At 73.0% G+C, this 15503-nt stretch carries 14 protein-coding genes; 10 read left to right on the top strand and 4 right to left on the bottom strand.

Annotated features, from left to right (window positions below):
* Nucleotides 1-3 precede the first annotated feature (3 nt).
* Nucleotides 4-1815, bottom strand: coding sequence for an alkyl sulfatase dimerization domain-containing protein (locus AB0C78_RS31080; protein ID WP_360754705.1), 1812 nt, complete (start codon nt 1813-1815; stop codon nt 4-6).
* 192 nt (nt 1816-2007) lie between these two features.
* Here AB0C78_RS31080 and AB0C78_RS31075 point away from each other — a divergent pair, with 192 nt between their 5' ends.
* Nucleotides 2008-2418 carry a hypothetical protein gene (locus AB0C78_RS31075; protein ID WP_151541306.1) on the top strand — a complete coding sequence of 137 codons (411 nt, stop codon included), beginning with the start codon at nt 2008-2010 and terminating at the stop codon, nt 2416-2418.
* Here the strand turns inward: AB0C78_RS31075 and AB0C78_RS31070 are convergent.
* Entirely contained in the window at nt 2387-4885 is a 2499-nt protein-coding gene (locus tag AB0C78_RS31070) for a tetratricopeptide repeat protein (protein ID WP_360754702.1), read from the bottom strand. The genes AB0C78_RS31075 and AB0C78_RS31070 overlap by 32 nt on opposite strands.
* Nucleotides 4886-5075: 190 nt before the next feature.
* On the opposite strand from AB0C78_RS31070, the gene AB0C78_RS31065 reads away from it, so the two are divergent.
* Both AB0C78_RS31065 and AB0C78_RS31060 read left to right on the top strand, forming a co-directional pair.
* On the top strand, nt 5076-5531 hold the full coding sequence (locus AB0C78_RS31065; RefSeq protein ID WP_151541307.1) for a carboxymuconolactone decarboxylase family protein: 456 nt from the start codon (nt 5076-5078) through the stop codon (nt 5529-5531).
* Nucleotides 5532-5743: 212 nt separating this feature from the next.
* Nucleotides 5744-6103, top strand: coding sequence for a VOC family protein (locus AB0C78_RS31060; protein WP_360754698.1), 360 nt, complete (start codon nt 5744-5746; stop codon nt 6101-6103).
* Between the two features lie 43 nt (nt 6104-6146).
* On the opposite strand, the gene AB0C78_RS31055 is transcribed toward AB0C78_RS31060, so the two are convergent.
* Nucleotides 6147-7349, bottom strand: coding sequence for an RNA-guided endonuclease TnpB family protein (locus AB0C78_RS31055; RefSeq protein ID WP_360754695.1), 1203 nt, complete (start codon nt 7347-7349; stop codon nt 6147-6149).
* Between the two features lie 231 nt (nt 7350-7580).
* Here AB0C78_RS31055 and AB0C78_RS31050 point away from each other — a divergent pair, with 231 nt between their 5' ends.
* The 5 genes from AB0C78_RS31050 to AB0C78_RS31030 all read left to right on the top strand — a co-directional run bounded on the left by AB0C78_RS31050 (nt 7581) and on the right by AB0C78_RS31030 (nt 12547).
* Nucleotides 7581-9971 (top strand): excinuclease ABC subunit UvrA, encoded by a 2391-nt coding sequence (locus tag AB0C78_RS31050; RefSeq protein ID WP_360754819.1) that lies wholly within the window; start codon nt 7581-7583, stop codon nt 9969-9971.
* 90 nt (nt 9972-10061) lie between these two features.
* Nucleotides 10062-10508, top strand: a complete 447-nt coding sequence (locus AB0C78_RS31045) for a helix-turn-helix transcriptional regulator (protein WP_360754693.1) — start codon at nt 10062-10064, stop codon at nt 10506-10508.
* Between the two features lie 10 nt (nt 10509-10518).
* Nucleotides 10519-10929, top strand: coding sequence for a VOC family protein (locus AB0C78_RS31040; protein WP_360754690.1), 411 nt, complete (start codon nt 10519-10521; stop codon nt 10927-10929).
* A 229-nt stretch (nt 10930-11158) separates the two neighbouring features.
* Nucleotides 11159-11638, top strand: coding sequence for a nitroreductase family deazaflavin-dependent oxidoreductase (locus AB0C78_RS31035; RefSeq protein WP_360754687.1), 480 nt, complete (start codon nt 11159-11161; stop codon nt 11636-11638).
* 105 nt (nt 11639-11743) lie between these two features.
* Complete coding sequence (locus AB0C78_RS31030) at nt 11744-12547, top strand: SAM-dependent methyltransferase (RefSeq protein ID WP_360754685.1); 804 nt, start codon at nt 11744-11746, stop codon at nt 12545-12547.
* Here AB0C78_RS31030 and AB0C78_RS31025 read toward each other — a convergent pair.
* Nucleotides 12540-13652, bottom strand: a complete 1113-nt coding sequence (locus AB0C78_RS31025) for a glycosyltransferase (RefSeq protein ID WP_360754683.1) — start codon at nt 13650-13652, stop codon at nt 12540-12542. The genes AB0C78_RS31030 and AB0C78_RS31025 overlap by 8 nt on opposite strands.
* A 72-nt stretch (nt 13653-13724) precedes the next feature.
* Between AB0C78_RS31025 and AB0C78_RS31020 the strand changes: the two genes are divergently transcribed.
* The gene (locus tag AB0C78_RS31020) at nt 13725-14240 is read left to right on the top strand and encodes a potassium channel family protein (RefSeq protein WP_360754681.1); all 516 of its coding nucleotides are present in this window, start codon (nt 13725-13727) and stop codon (nt 14238-14240) included.
* A gap of 103 nt (nt 14241-14343) precedes the next feature.
* Complete coding sequence (locus AB0C78_RS31015) at nt 14344-15441, top strand: hypothetical protein (protein ID WP_360754679.1); 1098 nt, start codon at nt 14344-14346, stop codon at nt 15439-15441.
* Nucleotides 15442-15503: the final 62 nt, after the last annotated feature.

The following is a 15503-nucleotide window of genomic DNA, read 5'->3' as shown; positions in this document are numbered from 1 at the left end:
TGGTCAGGGGGTTGTTATGGGGAAGTTCGGGACGGGGTCGTCCATGAGGGCCAGGAGGCGGCGGAGGGCGGAGGTGTCGCCGGTCAGGTCGACGCCTTCGGTGGAGTCGCCCTTGACCAGGGCGAACAGGGCCGGTCTGGTGAGGGTCAGGGTCAGGTCGGCGGGACCGGGCGGGGTGCCGGTGCGGCGGTGGGTGAGGGCGCCGTTGGACAGCGTCATGCGGTGGCGGTCGCCGGAGTCGGTGAAATGCCAGTCGATGGTCAGGTGCTCGTCCCACGCCTTCGGGCCGTTCACGCGGATCGCCATCGAGTCGAAGACCTGCTCGGCGGTCAGCCCCGCCGTCATGCCGCCGGAAATGCTCGTCGGGACCGGTTTGATGCCCTCGCGCAGTTCCATCGCGCCGGTCAGGTAGAAGTTGCGCCAGATGCCGTTCTCGGCGCCCTCGCCGAGGCGCTGGAAAACGTCGGCGAGGCCGGCTTTCGCGTCGGCGTTGCCGGGGTCGGCGAAGACGACGTGGTCGAACAGCGTGGCCGCGAACCGCAGGTCGCCCTTGGCGGCGTAGTCGCGGGCCATCGCCATCGTCTTCGAGGCGCCGCCCATGCATTCGACGTACCGGCGGGACGCCTCTACGGGCGGGTGTTCCCATAGGTGCGCGGGATTGCCGTCGAACCAGCCCATGTAGCGCTGGTAGATGGCTTTGACGTTGTGGCTGACCGAGCCGTAATAGCCGCGCGCGTGCCAGGCGTTGGCGAGGGCGGGCGGCAGTTCCATCATTTCGGCGATCTCGATGCCGGTATGGCCCTGGTTGAGGAGCCGGAGCGTCTGGTCGTGCAGGTAGGCGTAGAGGTCGCGCTGCTGGCACAGGAACGCGACGATCTCGTCGCGGCCCCAGGTCGGCCAGTGGTGGGACGCGAACGCCACGTCGGTGCAGTCCGCGTAAAGCTCGATGGCCTCGTCCAGGTATTGGGCCCAGACGCGGGCGTCGCGCACGAGCGCGCCCCGCAGCGTCAGGATGTTGTGCAGATTGTGGGTGGCGTTCTCCGCGAGGCACAGAGCGCGCCGGTCCGGGAAATGGAAGTTCATTTCGGCGGGCGCTTCGGTGCCGGGGGTGAGCTGGAAGACGATCCGCACCCCGTCGAGGACCTCCGCCTGCCCGGTCCGGGTGATGTCCTTGGTCGGCGGGACGAGCGTCACCCGTCCGGACGAGGCGGTCTGCCCGAGGCCGGTGCCGATCATCCCGTCCGGGCCCTTCGGCAGCAGGACGCCCGTGTGGTAGACACCGCGGCGGCCCATCGCGGTGCCCGCGTAGACGTTCTCGGCGACGGCGTGCTCCAGGAATCCGGCCGGGGCGAGGATCGGCACCGTCTCGGGGTTGCCGGGCGGGATGACGCCTTCGGCACCGCCGAAGTGGTCGACGTGGGAGTGGGTGTAGACGAGGCCGCTGACGGGCCGGTCGCCGCGGTGCTCGCGGTAGAGCGCCAGCGCGGCGGCGGCCGTCTCGGCGGAGACGAGCGGGTCGATGACGATCACGCCGCGGTCGCCCTCGACGAGGGTCATGTTCGACAGGTCCAGGCCCCGCACCTGGTAGATCCCGTCGGTGACCTCGAACAGGCCCTGCATGGCGCACAGCTGCGACTGCCGCCACAGGGACGGGTTCGCCGACTCCGGGCAGGGTCCGTCGAGGAACGCGTAGGCGTCGGCGTCCCAGACGACGCGGCCGCCGGCGTCCCGCACGGCCCCGGGCGACAGCGACGCCACCTTGCCGCGCGCGGCGTTCTCGAAATCGGTCCGGTCGTTGAACGCGGGTCCGTCCATGGCACGGGTATGTCCCACCGCAAACCGCACCAAAAACCCTGCCGCGCAAAGAGTCGCCCATAAGGGTGCGTCAGCTTTCGGGCACGTTTCGCCCTGGCGCGGGCCAAAAGAACCCGGGACGCGGTTGCGGCCGGTCGGACAAGGGGGATCTTTCGGGCATTCGACTCCGGCTTCGAGCAGGGGAGGCCCACGATGACCAGGATGGCGCACGGCTCGGCCCGGCACCTCCCGCAGACGTCCGGCTGGCTGACGTTCGCCGGCACCCTCGCCATGGTGATCGGCGCGTTCAACGTCATCGACGGGCTGGTCGGCCTGTTCAACGACGACTACTACCTCGTCGGCAGCAGCAAGATCATGGTGTTCGACTTCACCGCCTGGGGCTGGTTCTGGCTGATCCTCGGCGCCGTCCAGATCGCCGTCGGCGCGGGGATCATCGCCGGGCGGATGTGGGCGCGCGTCGTCGGGGTGCTGTTCGCCGTCCTCGCGGCGATCGGCCACATCGCGTTCCTGCGGGCGTTCCCGCTGTGGTCGGTGCTGACGATCGCGATGTCGATCCTGCTGATCTACGCGCTCACCGCGCCGCCGGCGCGGGCCCGGGGCTGAGGTCCCGCAGCACGGCCTCGGCCGCGGCGCGGTGCTCCGCCGCCGCGGCCGGGTCCGTGCCGTCGAGGACGGCGGCGATGCCCGCGTGGGCCAGCGCCTCCTCGTGCCGGTACCCGACCTCCGGGGCCAGCTCCAGCGCCCGCCGGTGCAGCCGCAGCGCCTCCTCGGGACGGCCCGCGAGCCGGCACGTCTCGCCGTAGCCGTTGAGGTAGTGGATCTTCCAGTGCTCCTCGAACAGCTCGTCGAGCAGCGCGAACGCCCGCCGGTGGGCGTCCAGCGCCTCCTCGTACCGGCCCATCCGGCGCAGCGCGACGCCGAGGCAGTTGAGGCACCACGCCTCGTTGTGCTTGTGGCCGTCGTCGCGCGCCATGTCCAGGGCCTCGTGCAGGTACCGGACGGCCTCGCCGGGCTCCTCGCGGGCGATGGCGACGCCGAGCGTGATCCGGGCCGTCAGCGCGGGCGGCCACGCGGGGTCGGAGTGCGGGACGTCCAGCGCCTTGCGAGCCAGCCGCGCCGCGTCCTCGCGGTGCCCGAGCTGCAGCAGCGCCCACGCCTCGTACGCGGTGGCGTGGGCGGCGCCCATCGGGCAGCCGGCCGCCTCGTACAGCCGCCCGGCCGTGCGGAACAGCTCGAGCGGCTCCTCGACGTGCCCCTCGTCCCACATCAGATAGCCGCGCCGGATCGTCAGCTCCGCCTGCGACAGGACGTCGCCCGCCACCGACACCAGCGGCTCCGCCGCCTCGTACGCGGCGCCGGCCTCCGCCATCCGGCCCGCGTTGTACCGGGCGAAGCCGAGGTCGCTGTGCGCCTCGGCGAGCCAGAGCGGGTCGCCGAGCCGACGCGCCGCGTCCACCGACCGCTCGAACAGGGCGTTGAGGTGCGTCGTCCCGCAGCGCCGCGCGAAGTACGCCCGCATGAAGCGCGGCAGCTCGCAGACGTGCGCGTCGGCGCCGGCCGCGACCGCGGCGTGGAACGCGGCCATCAGGTTCCCGTACTCGGCGCCGAACCAGGCGAGCGCCGCGTTCTTGTCGGCGAACCGCGGCACCTCGGCCGGCGCGGGGCCCGCGGAGGCCGTCCGGCTGCCCGCCGGGAACGGCATCGCCGCGTCCGCCGCCGCGGCGGCGTGCACGTAGTAGCCGAGGACCCGGGCCAGCGCCCGCTCCCGCTCCGCCGGCGGGTCCTGCTCGGCGGCGGCCCGGCGCGCGTGCTGGCGCACCAGGTCGTGCAGCCGGTACCGGCCGGCCGCCGGCTGCTGGACGAGATGCGCGTCGACCAGGTCCTCCAGCATGGCCCGGGCGGTGCGCGGCGGGACGTCCGCCAGCGCCGCCGCCACGTACTCGTCGAACGACGACCCGGGCAGCTCCCCCAGCAGCCGGAACAGCCGGCGCTGGGCCCGGTCGAGCTGCCGGACGGACATGGCGAACGCCGTGTCGAACTCGCCGGAGCCCTCCGCCATCCGCTCGACGAGGATCCCGACGGTCCAGCCCGGCCGGTGCCGCAGCCGGGCCGCGGCGAGCCGCAGCGCGAGCGGCAGGTGCCCGCACAGCCGCAGCACCTCCGCCGCCGCCTCCGGCTCGCGCGCCAGCCGCCCGCCGGAGGCGGCCTCGCCGCTGGCGCGGGCCAGCAGCTCCGCGCTCTCCGCCGGGGACAGCACGTCCAGCGACACCGGCGGCACCTCGTCCAGGCCCAGCAGCCGGTTCCGGCTGGTGATCAGCGCGACGGACGGGCCCGCGCCGGGCAGCAGCGGCCGGACCTGCTCGGCGTCGGCGGCGTTGTCCAGGACGACGACGGCGCGCCGGCCGGCCAGCTCCGACCGCCAGCACGCCGCCAGCGGCTCGACGCCGCCCTCCTGCGGGACCTTCTCCGACGGGACGTCGAGCGCGGCGAGCAGCGCCCGCAGCGCGGTGTCGGGGTCGAGCGGCTCGCGGCCCTCGGTGAACCCGTGCAGGTCCAGGTAGAGCTGCGCGTCGGGATGGTCGCCGGCGAGCCGGTACGCGGCGTGCACCGCCAGGCACGTCTTGCCGACGCCCGCCATGCCGTCGACGGCGACGACCCGGCTGCCCGCCACGGCGTCCAGGACGGCGGCGAGCTCGTCCTCCCGTCCGGTGAAGTCGGGCACGTCGCGCGGCAGGTCGTTGCGGGGCGGGCGCGGTGCGCCGGACGGCGGCGACGGCGGCTGCACCTGGCGGCTGGTCTTCGGCGGCGCCGGCAGCGGGTTCGACGCCCGCTCCCACAGCGGGCGCAGCGGCCGCGGGTCCCGCTTGACGAGCCGGCACAGCGCGAGCACCGCGGGCCACGGCGGGACGGTCTGCCCGCCGAGGTAGCGCGACAGCGACGACGAGCTGAGGCCGGTGTCGCGGGCGAGGGCCCGGACGCCGCGTCCGGACAGCTCCTGGAGCAGCCGCAGCCGGGCGGCGAGCTCGTCCTGCGGGTCGGCCCGCGCCGTCCGCTGCTGCTGCACGACCACCGTTCCCCCGCCTCCTGTCCCACACCCGCCGAAACGATCCGGGCGCGCCCGCCGCTGGTCAAGGCCGTTTCGGCTGTCCCACGGTGTCCCATCGCCGTCGTCAAGGCAAGCCCGCCCGGCTGTGATGGTGCCACGCCCCGAACGGAGCGGGGCACCGGCCGCAAGGCCCCTGAAGAGGGAGAACACCGAGATGCAGTCCCGTATGCAGAACCCCGCCGTCATCCTGTCCGACGCCATGAAGCCGATCCAGGAGGTCTTCAAGGCGGTGCACTCCGGCGGGGTGGACGAGCAGACGCTCGAGCTGGTGCACCTGCGCGTCAGCCAGATCAACGGGTGCAGCGCGTGCGTCGACGCCGGCGCGAAGACGGCCCGGAAGGCGGGCGTGAGCGACGAGCGGCTCGCGCTGGTCGCCGCGTGGAGGGAGGCCCCGTACTTCAGCGACGAGGAGCGGGCCGCGCTGGAGCTGGCGGAGGCCGCGACGCGCCTCGCGGACCGTCCCGACGCGGTGAGCGACGAGGTCTGGGACACCGCCGCCACCTACTTCGACGAGAAGCAGCTGGCCGCGATCGTCCTGATGATCGGCGTCACCAACATGTTCAACCGGCTGAACGCCACCACCCGCCAGATCGCCGGCGCGTGGGGCTGACCGGCGCCGGTCCCGGGCGGCGCGCGACCCGGCGCGCCCCGGGCGCGACCCGGCACGCGCCCCCGCCCGCCGCCCGGGACCGGCCGCGTCGTCGCAGGTGGGACGGCTGACCAGACCGGTCAGGAATCAAGAAGCGCCGATGACCGGGCCGGAACTAGCGTGACCGGCAGGGCGCCCCGGACGGGGCGTCCGCCACGACCCAAGGAGCGATCATGAGCGAGTCTTCCACCCAGGGGATCAAGACGGTCCTGCACCCGGTGACCGACCTGGCCGCGGCCAAGGCCGTCTACACCGCCCTGCTCGGCGTCTCCCCGACGGCCGACTCGGAGTACTACGTCGGCTTCGACGCCGAGGGCCAGCACATCGGGCTGGTGCCGCAGGGCGGGCCGCAGCAGATGGACTCCCCCGTCGCGTACTGGCACGTCCCGGACATCGAGGCGAAGCTGGCCGAGGTGACGGCGGCGGGCGCGGCGCTCAAGGAGGCCGCCCGCGACGTCGGCGGCGGCCGCCTGGTCGCCACGTTCACCGACCCCGACGGCAACGTCCTCGGGCTCATCCAGGACAAGAGCTGATCCAGGACAATTGACTTCCTTCTTCCCTTAAGGGAGGAGATCCCTACGGCTCGCGCTGTGGGTGTTTCTGCTTCGCAGCCGACTGCGGAAGGGGGGACCCTTGCCGTCTGACATCAGCTCCACAGACATCGCCAGGGGTGCCCCCGGCTACGGCTCGACCAGCCGCAAGGATGTTCTTGGCCGCGTTGACGTCCCGGTCGTGCCGGGTGCGGCAGCCCGGACACGTCCACGCCCGGGTGGAAAGGCTCAACTCGGCCAGCAGGTGCCCGCAGTGCGAGCAGGTCTTGGACGAGGGGTACCAGCGATCGATCACCACCAGAGTGCGCCCGGCCCGCTCGCATTTGTACTCCAACTGCCGCCGGAACTCGCCCCATCCGCAGTCGGAAATGGTGCGGGCGAGGATGCGGTTGCGGACCATGTTGGCGACCGCGAGGTCCTCGACCACGATCACGTCCGCCTTTTTGACGAGGCTGGTGCTGGTGCGGTGCAGGAAGTCGGCGCGGGCGTTGCGGACCTTGCGGTGAGCGCGGGCAACCTTGGCCTTGGCCTTGCGGCGATTGACCGAACCAGGCCGTTTACGGGCCATGCGTCGCTGGTATCGCGCAAGGTTGCGCTGCTTCTTCTCCAGATGGCGGGGGTTGGCGATGCGGTCCCCGTCGGAGGTCACCGCGAAGTCCTTGACCCCCAGGTCGACGCCGATCTGATGCCCGGCGGCATCCATGGGGGCGGGGGCTTGGGCATCGACGGCGAAGGTGACGTACCAGCGGTCGTCAGGCTCCCTCGAGATCACCACCATCGTCGGTTCCAGTGCCGCCAGGTCCACCTCATCAAAGGACCACACGAACGCCAGCGGGGCGGTGGTCTTCGCCATCCACAATTCACCCTTGCGCATCCGGAACGCCGAGCGCGTGTAGTGCGCGGACTGGCGGGAGTTTCGGGTCTTGAAGCGGGGGTAGCGGGCGCGTCCGGCGAAAAAGTTGGCGAACGCGGCGTGCTGGTGCCGCAGCGCCTGCTGCAATGGAACGGAGGAGACCTCGGAGAGGAACGCCAACTCTCCGGTCTTCTTCCAGCCGGTGAGCGCGGCGTCGGTCTGCTTGTAGGAGGTGCGCTTCCCCTCAGACTGCCAAGCGCGATGCCGTTCGGCGAGCGTCAGGTTCCACACCAGGCGCACGCAGCCGAATGTGCGCCCGAAGAGGGCAGCCTGCACCGGGTCGGGATAGGCCCGGCACTTGTACGCCGTCCGCATGGCCATGACGTTACACAACGACCGAGTGCATGTAAGGGCTTTCGGATGCCAGGGGCAGCAGGTACCGGGCGGTACCCGGCGGAGGCCGAACTCCTCTCCGGGAGCGAACCGGACATACTGTCGGACTGAGCAGGCGACGCCGACGCGGCCCGCCCCTTCCGGGCCCGCCGACCCGATGGAGAGACCATGAGCACGACCACCAGCGCGGACGAGCCGGACGCGCGGCCCGACATGCCGCACGCCGCGGGGCCCGACGCGCCGCACGCCGCGCCGCACGTCGCCGACAGCCACGAGCTGATCCGCGTCCACGGCGCCCGCGAGAACAACCTCAAGGACGTCGGCATCGAGATCCCGAAGCGCCGGCTGACGGTGTTCACCGGCGTCTCCGGCTCCGGCAAGACCTCGCTGGTGTTCAACACGATCGCCGCCGAGTCGCAGCGGATGATCAACGAGACGTACAGCACCTTCGTGCAGGGCTTCATGCCGGCGCAGGCGCGGCCGGACGTCGACGTCCTGGAGGGGCTGACGACGGCGATCATCGTCGACCAGCAGCGGATGGGCGCCGACCCGCGCTCCACGGTCGGCACCGCCACCGACGCGCACGCGATGCTGCGGATCCTGTTCAGCCGGCTCGGCCGGCCGCACATCGGCTCGCCGCAGGCGTTCTCCTTCAACGTCGCGTCGATCAGCGGCGGCGGCGCGGTGAAGTACGAGCGCGGCGGCAAGACGGTGAAGGAGCGGCGCAGCTTCACGATCACCGGCGGGATGTGCCCGCGCTGCGAGGGCCGCGGCACGGTCTCCGACATCGACCTCACCGAGCTGTACGACGCGGACAAGTCGCTGAACGAGGGCGCGCTCAAGATCCCCGGCTACAGCATGGACGGCTGGTACGGGCGGATCTTCCGCGGCTGCGGCTACTTCGACCCGGACAAGCCGATCCGCAAGTACACCAAGAAGGAGCTGGACGACCTCCTCCACCGGGAGCCGACGAAGATCAAGGTGGACGGGATCAACCTCACCTACGAGGGCCTGATCCCGCGGATCCAGAAGTCGATGCTGTCCAAGGACGTCGACTCGCTGCAGCCGCACGTCCGGGCGTTCGTGACGCGGGCGACGACGTTCATGGTCTGCCCGGACTGCGGCGGCACCCGGCTCACCGAGGCGGCCCGGTCGTCCAAGATCGACGGGATCAGCATCGCCGACGCGTGCGCGATGCAGATCAGCGACCTGGCCGCCTGGGTCCGCGGGCTGGACGAGCCGTCCGTCGCGCCGCTGCTCGCCAAGCTCGCGCACACCCTCGACTCGTTCGTGGAGATCGGGCTCGGCTACCTGTCCCTGGAGCGGCCGTCGGGCACGCTGTCGGGCGGCGAGGCGCAGCGCGTCAAGATGATCCGGCACCTCGGGTCGTCGCTGACCGACGTCACCTACGTCTTCGACGAGCCGACGATCGGCCTGCACCCGCACGACATCCAGCGGATGAACGGCCTGCTGCTGCGGCTGCGCGACAAGGGCAACACGGTCCTCGTCGTGGAGCACAAGCCGGAGGCGATCGCGATCGCCGACCACGTCGTCGACCTCGGGCCCGGCGCCGGGACGAACGGCGGCACCGTGTGCTTCGAGGGCACTGTCGAGGGGCTGCGGGCGTCCGGCACCGTCACCGGCCGCCACCTCGACGACCGGGCCGCGCTCAAGAAGGCGGTGCGCGAGCCGACCGGGAAGCTGGAGATCCGCGGCGCGTCCACGCACAACCTCCAAGACGTGGACGTCGACATCCCGCTCGGGGTGCTCACCGTCGTCACGGGCGTCGCCGGGTCCGGCAAGAGCTCGCTCGTGCACGGGTCGATCCCGGCGGGCGCGGGCGTCGTGGCGATCGACCAGGGCGCGATCCGCGGCTCGCGGCGCAGCAACCCGGCGACCTACACCGGCCTGCTCGACCCGATCCGCAAGGCGTTCGCGAAGGCGAACGGCGTGAAGCCCGCGCTGTTCAGCGCGAACTCCGAGGGTGCCTGCCCCGCCTGCAACGGCGCCGGCGTCGTCTACACCGACCTCGCGATGATGGCCGGGGTCGCGGTGACCTGCGAGGAGTGCGAGGGCAAGCGGTTCCAGGAGGCGGTGCTGGACTACCGCCTCGGCGGCCGGAACATCGCCGAGGTCCTCGCGATGCCGGTCGCGGAGGCCGAGGAGTTCTTCGGCGCCGGCGACGCGCGGCTGCCCGCCGCGCACAAGATCCTCCGCCGGCTCGCCGACGTCGGGCTCGGCTACCTCGGCATCGGGCAGCCGCTCACCACCCTGTCCGGCGGGGAGCGGCAGCGGCTCAAGCTCGCCACCCACATGGGCGAGGACGGCGGCGTGTACGTCCTCGACGAGCCGACCGCGGGCCTGCACCTCGCCGACGTCGAGCAGCTGCTCGGCCTGCTGGACCGGCTCGTCGACGCCGGCAAGTCCGTCATCGTCATCGAGCACCACCAGGCCGTGATGGCGCACGCGGACTGGATCATCGACCTCGGTCCCGGCGCCGGCCACGACGGCGGGCGGATCGTGTTCGAGGGGACGCCCGCCGACCTCGTCGCCGCCCGCTCCACCCTCACCGGGGAGCACCTCGCGGCCTACGTCGGCGGCTGACCCGCCGTGGCCGTCCCGGACGCCCTGTCCCGCCTCCGCCGCCGGGCGGGACGCCGCGAGGACGTCACCGGCGGCACGTACGATCCGGATGTGGCCCGCAGACCCGGCTCGGAGCAGCGCCTTCTCGACCTGGCGCGGCTCCGGCGCGTCCGCGACCGGATCGACCGGGAGTACGCGCGGCCGCTCGATGTCGAGGCGCTCGCCCGCGGCGTGAACATGTCGGCCGGGCACCTCAGCCGCGAGTTCCGCGCCGCCTACGGCGAGTCGCCCTACTCGTACCTGATGACGCGGCGCATCGAGCGGGCGATGGCGCTGCTGCGGCGCGGCGACCTCACCGTCACCGAGGTGTGCTTCGAGGTCGGCTGCTCGTCGCTCGGCACGTTCAGCACCCGGTTCGCCGAGCTGGTCGGGATGCCGCCGAGCGTCTACCGGCGGCGGGCGGCGGAGGCGCCGGGCGAGCTGCCGTCGTGCGTGGCGAAGCAGGTGACGCGGCCGGTGCGGGGCCGTTCGCCGGGTCCCGACGGCCCGCCGGGTTAGCCTGGCCCGCATGGACATCGCCATCCATTCGACGTTCCTCCCGCACGAGGACCCGGAGGCGTCGCTCGCGTTCTACCGGGACGTCCTCGGCTTCGAGGTCCGGCTGGACGTCGGCAGCGGGCGGATGCGCTGGATCACGGTCGGGCCGCCCGGCGGGGCGGGCACGGCCATCGTCCTGCACCCGCCGGCCGCCGACCCCGGCGTCACCGAGGACGAGCGCCGCACCATCGCCGAGATGATGGCCAAGGGCACCTACGCCATCATCCAGCTGGCCACGCCCGACCTCGACGGCGCCTTCAAGCGGCTGCAGGCGGGCAACGCCGACATCGTCCAGGAGCCGGCCGAGCAGCCGTACGGCGTCCGCGACTGCGCCGTCCGCGACCCCGCCGGCAACCTCATCCGCATCCAGCAGACCCGCTGACCCGCGCCCGGCCGGGGTGCCGCCGGGCCCCGGGTGGCCGCCGCACTCGACCGCGGGCCGCCGCACTCGACCGGGTGCCGCCGCGCTCGACCGGGTGCCGCCGCGCTCGACCGGGTGCCGCCGTGCACGGCCGGGGGCCGCCGTGCACGGCCGGAGGCGGCCGGTTCTCGCGCCGCCCCGTGCGGAATCGGCACAATGCTCACCATTCCCGTAATGGACGGAGTGAGCGATGCCCGACGGCCGGCCCCGGTTCTTCGATTCCGCCCTGTTCGCACCGGCGATGAAGCTCGTGACCCGCGGGCACATCCTGCTCTTCCGGGCGAGCGGCGGGCGGCTCGGCCGCCGTTTCCGCTTCGGCAGCGCCTTCCCGTCCGGGGTGCCCGTCTGCCTGCTGACCACGATCGGCCGCAAGTCGGGCGAGCCGCGCACCATGGCCCTGCTGTGCATGCCGGACGGCGACCGCGTCGTCATCGTCGCCTCGCGCGGCGGGACGGGCCGGCATCCGCAGTGGTACCTGAACGCGCTGGCCGAGCCGCGGGTCGCGGTCCGCACCGGCCGGCACTGGCGGCCGATGGTCGCCCGGACCGCCGGCGGCGACGAGCGCGCCGAACTGTGGCGCCGTCTGGTCGAGTTCTATCCGGAGTACGGGGCCTACCAGAGCTGGACCGACCGCACGATCCCGGTGGTGGTCTGCGAACCGGCGCCCTGAGCCTTTTCCGGGAAAGGCGCGGGAGGGCGGGTGCGCGGTGGCCGTCCGGGTTCGGCGAGGGTGCGGTAATTTGGGGCGGAATCCCCCGAGCGAAGGGCGTCGTTCATGGCAGCGGACGAGCCGGTCATCGACACGAGCGTTCCGCATTCGGCGCGCGTCTGGAACTACTGGCTGGGCGGCAAGGACAATTATCCGGTCGACCGGGAGGTCGGCGAGCAGGTCCGCGCGGTGTATCCGGGAATCGTGGACGTGGCGCGCCACTCGCGGGCGTTCCTCGGCCGCGCGGTGCGGTATCTGGCGGGCGAGGCGGGCATCGGGCAGTTCCTCGACATCGGCACTGGGCTCCCGACGGTCGACAACACGCACGAGGTCGCGCAGCGGGTCAATCCCGGCTCCCGGATCGTCTACGTGGACAACGACCCGCTCGTGCTGACGCACGCCCGCGCCCTGCTCAGCAGCACCCCGGAGGGCGCGTGCGACTACATCAGCGCGGACGTCAGGGAGCCGGACGCCATTCTCGAACGGGCCGCCGCCACGCTGGACTTCGGCCGTCCGGTCGCGCTGATGATGCTCGGCATTCTCGGGAACGTGTGGGACGACGCGGAGGCGAAGGAGATCCGCGACCGGCTCGTCGGGGCGCTGGCGCCGGGCAGTTTCCTCGTGCTGGAGGACGGCACCGACAAGGTGGATCCGGAGGCGGCGGCGCAGGCGGAGCAGACCCGCGCCGAGGCGGGCGACCCTTACAAGCTTCGGTCTCCGGAGCAGATCGCGGGCTATTTCGACGGCCTGGAACTGCTCGATCCGGGTGTGGTGTCGGTGTCGCAATGGCGTCCCGAACCCAATCCGTGGGGCGACCCGCCCGAGGTGACGGCCTTCTGCGGCGTCGCAAGGAAACCGTCCCTCACCTGACGCGGCCTTTCCATGCTCCGCCGCGGCCTTTCCAATGGAGGCGGGCGGAGTCGACGGTCATCGCGGCGTACATGAGCGCTATGAGCGGCAGCCCCGGCGCCCGGAATGGGGACAGTCCGTAAAAGCGCAGCATCGGAATGTAGGTGGCGGTCATCAATGCCCAGGCGAGGGTGCCCGCGACGGCGGGCAGCGGGCTGAGGGCCGCCAGGCCGGCGAGCGCCGCGACGGGCGGGACGGCGTAGACCAGCAGCAGCCCGAGGACGGTGCCGACTAGCAGCGCGGGCGAGTAGCGGAGCTGGTGGTAGGCGCTGCGGGCGATCATGGCCCAGAGGTCGCCGAGGTGCGGGTAGGGGCGGCGGCTGACGACGTCCCGGTCGAGGTCGAGGCGGCAGCGGGCCCCGGCGCGCTTGAGCAGCCGGCCGAGCGCGACGTCGTCGATCAGCGCGTCGTGGATGGCGGCGAGCCCGCCCGCCGCCTCCAGGGTCGCGCGCCGGACGAGCATGCAGCCGCCGGCCGCGGCGGCGGTGCGCCGCCCCCGCGCGACGCGGCGGAACGGATAGAGCTGCGCGAAGAAGTACACGAACGCGGGGACGATCCGCCGCTCCCAGGCGGTGGCGGTGTTGAGGGTCGCCATCCGGGAGACGAGGTCGCGGTCGTGCGCGGCGCGGACGAGCCGGGCCAGCGTGCCGGGCGCGTAGGCGATGTCGGCGTCGGTGAACAGGTAGAGGTCGGGCTCGCCGGCGGCGCGGACGCCCTCGGACATCGCCCACACCTTGCCCGCCCACCCGGCGGGCCGCTCGCGGGCCCGGACGACCCGGGACGCGCCGAGCGCGGCGGCGGTCTCGGCGGTGCCGTCGGTGCTGGCGTCGTCCACGACCACGACGTCGAAGCGGCCGGGGTAGCGCTGCGCGAGGACGGTCGGGAGCGTGCCGGGCAGGACGGCGGCCTCGTCGCGGGCCGGGATCACGGCGGTGACGTGCGGCCACGCGGGCGGGTCGGCGCCGTCCTGCAGGCCGGTCCGGGTGCGCCAGAAGCCGCCGTGCGCGGCCGCGAGGTACAGCCAGGCGGCGAGGGAGAGCAGGGCCGGGACGCCCAGGATCAGCACGTCCGGCAGCCTCGCATCCGCCGATGGTGATCGTCCAGCATCACGGAGGGTGAACGCGGGCATCCACAGGGTGTGGACGCTCCCTCGCGCCGCCCGCTCGTCCGGACGATCGCGCGCATGCTGGTGACCTCGGCGTGCGCGCTGACGCTGTACGCGGTGGCGCCGCTGGACGTGCGGTTCGGGCCCGCGACCGCGCTGGCGCTGCTCGGGGCGCTGGCGGCGCTGGGCGTGCTCGTCGGCTGGCAGGCGCGGGCGATCGTGTGCTCGCCGTCGCCATGGCTGCGCGCCGTGGAGACGCTGGTGACGTCCCTCCTGCTGTTCCTGGTGGTGTTCGCGTCGGCGTACCGGCTGATGGACAGCGACGGCCCGGGGCACTTCTCCGAGCGGCTGTCGAAGGTGGACTCGATGTACTTCACCGTGACGGTGTTCTCCTCGGTCGGCTTCGGCGACATCGTGCCCGTGTCGACGGCGGCGCGGATCCTGGCGACCGTGCAGATGCTCGGCGACCTGGTGTTCCTCGGGGTCGTCGGGCGGGTGCTGCTGGAGGCGGCGCGCAGGGGCGCGGAGCGCCGCAGCCGCCGCCGGTAGGCGGCGGGGGCCGTGCGGCTCCGGTAGCCGGGTCCGGCCAGCGCCGTTGATCTTCCCAGTATCTGCTGGCATATTTTCCGGCGTCGCACCGAGGAGGCACCGCATGAGGCACCGTTCGACGAATGCCACCGCCGTCCGCACGGCGCTCCCGGCCGGGCTCATCGCCGCGCTGTGCGTCGTCCCCGCCGCCGCTCCCGCCGCGTCCGCCGCGTCCGCCGCCGCCGGACCGGCGGCGCCCGCCTGGCGGGACGTGCCCGTCCCGCAGCTCCCCGCGTCCACCACCATGACCGACATCGCCGCCGTCGGGCCGCGCGCCGCGTGGGCGGTCGGGTCGCAGAGCTCGCCGTCCGCGCCGGCGATGCTGCGCTGGGACGGTCGCGCCTGGCGGACCGAGGCGCTGCCCGCGTCGGTCGCGCAGGGCGGCCTGCGGACGGTCGCCGCGTCCGGCCCGCGCTCGGCCTGGGCGCTCGGCGCCCCGCAGCCGGACGGCTCCGGCACGGCCGTCCGGTGGGACGGTGCCGCCTGGCGGCGGGTCGCGTTCCCGGCCGGGCTCACCGGGCTCGACGTGTCCGCGCCGCGCGGCGGCGGCGGGGCGTGGGCCGCGGCGCAGGACTACGGCACCTACGCGGCGGCCGTCCTGCACTACGAGGACGGCGCGTGGGTGCGGAAGGACGTCCCCGCCGAGAGGCTCGCGCTGCTGTCGATCTCGGCCCGTTCCGACCACGACGTGTGGCTCGGCGGCATGGACACGTCCACCGACACGCCGTTCATCTACCACTGGGACGGCGGCACCTGGACCGAAGCGCAGATCCAGAAGCCGAACTGGGGTGCCATCAAGCGGATCGTCGCCGTCGCGCCCGATGACGTGTGGGCCTACCGGACCGACCTCATCCTCGGCGTCGAGCACACGCTTCTGCACTGGGACGGGACGTCCTGGACGGAGATCCCCGTACCGGAGTCGACGGGCGCCTACGCGGGCCTTACGCCGGACGGTCACGGCGGCGTGTGGATGTCCGCCGCGTCCGCCCAAGGCTCGTCCCTGTACCTGCACTACAGCGGCGGCCAGTGGACGACGGTACGCGGCCCCGATCGCGGCACCGGGTACGTCGGCATCAACGACATCGAGCGGCTGCCCGGGCGCGGGACCGTCCTGTCGATCGGGTACACCTCGTCCGGCACGCTCGGCGAAGCGCTCCGCTGACCGGCGTCTCGCCGCGCGCCCCCGGCGCATGTCCGGGATGTGCAAACGGCGAGGTCCGGCAG

The sequence above is a fragment of the Actinomadura sp. NPDC048394 genome, assembly GCF_040651755.1.
GTDB lineage: Bacteria > Actinomycetota > Actinomycetes > Streptosporangiales > Streptosporangiaceae > Spirillospora > Spirillospora montaniterrae.
The sequence above is the reverse complement of the archived record's forward strand: the minus strand, read 5'-3'. Positions and strand labels throughout refer to the sequence as shown.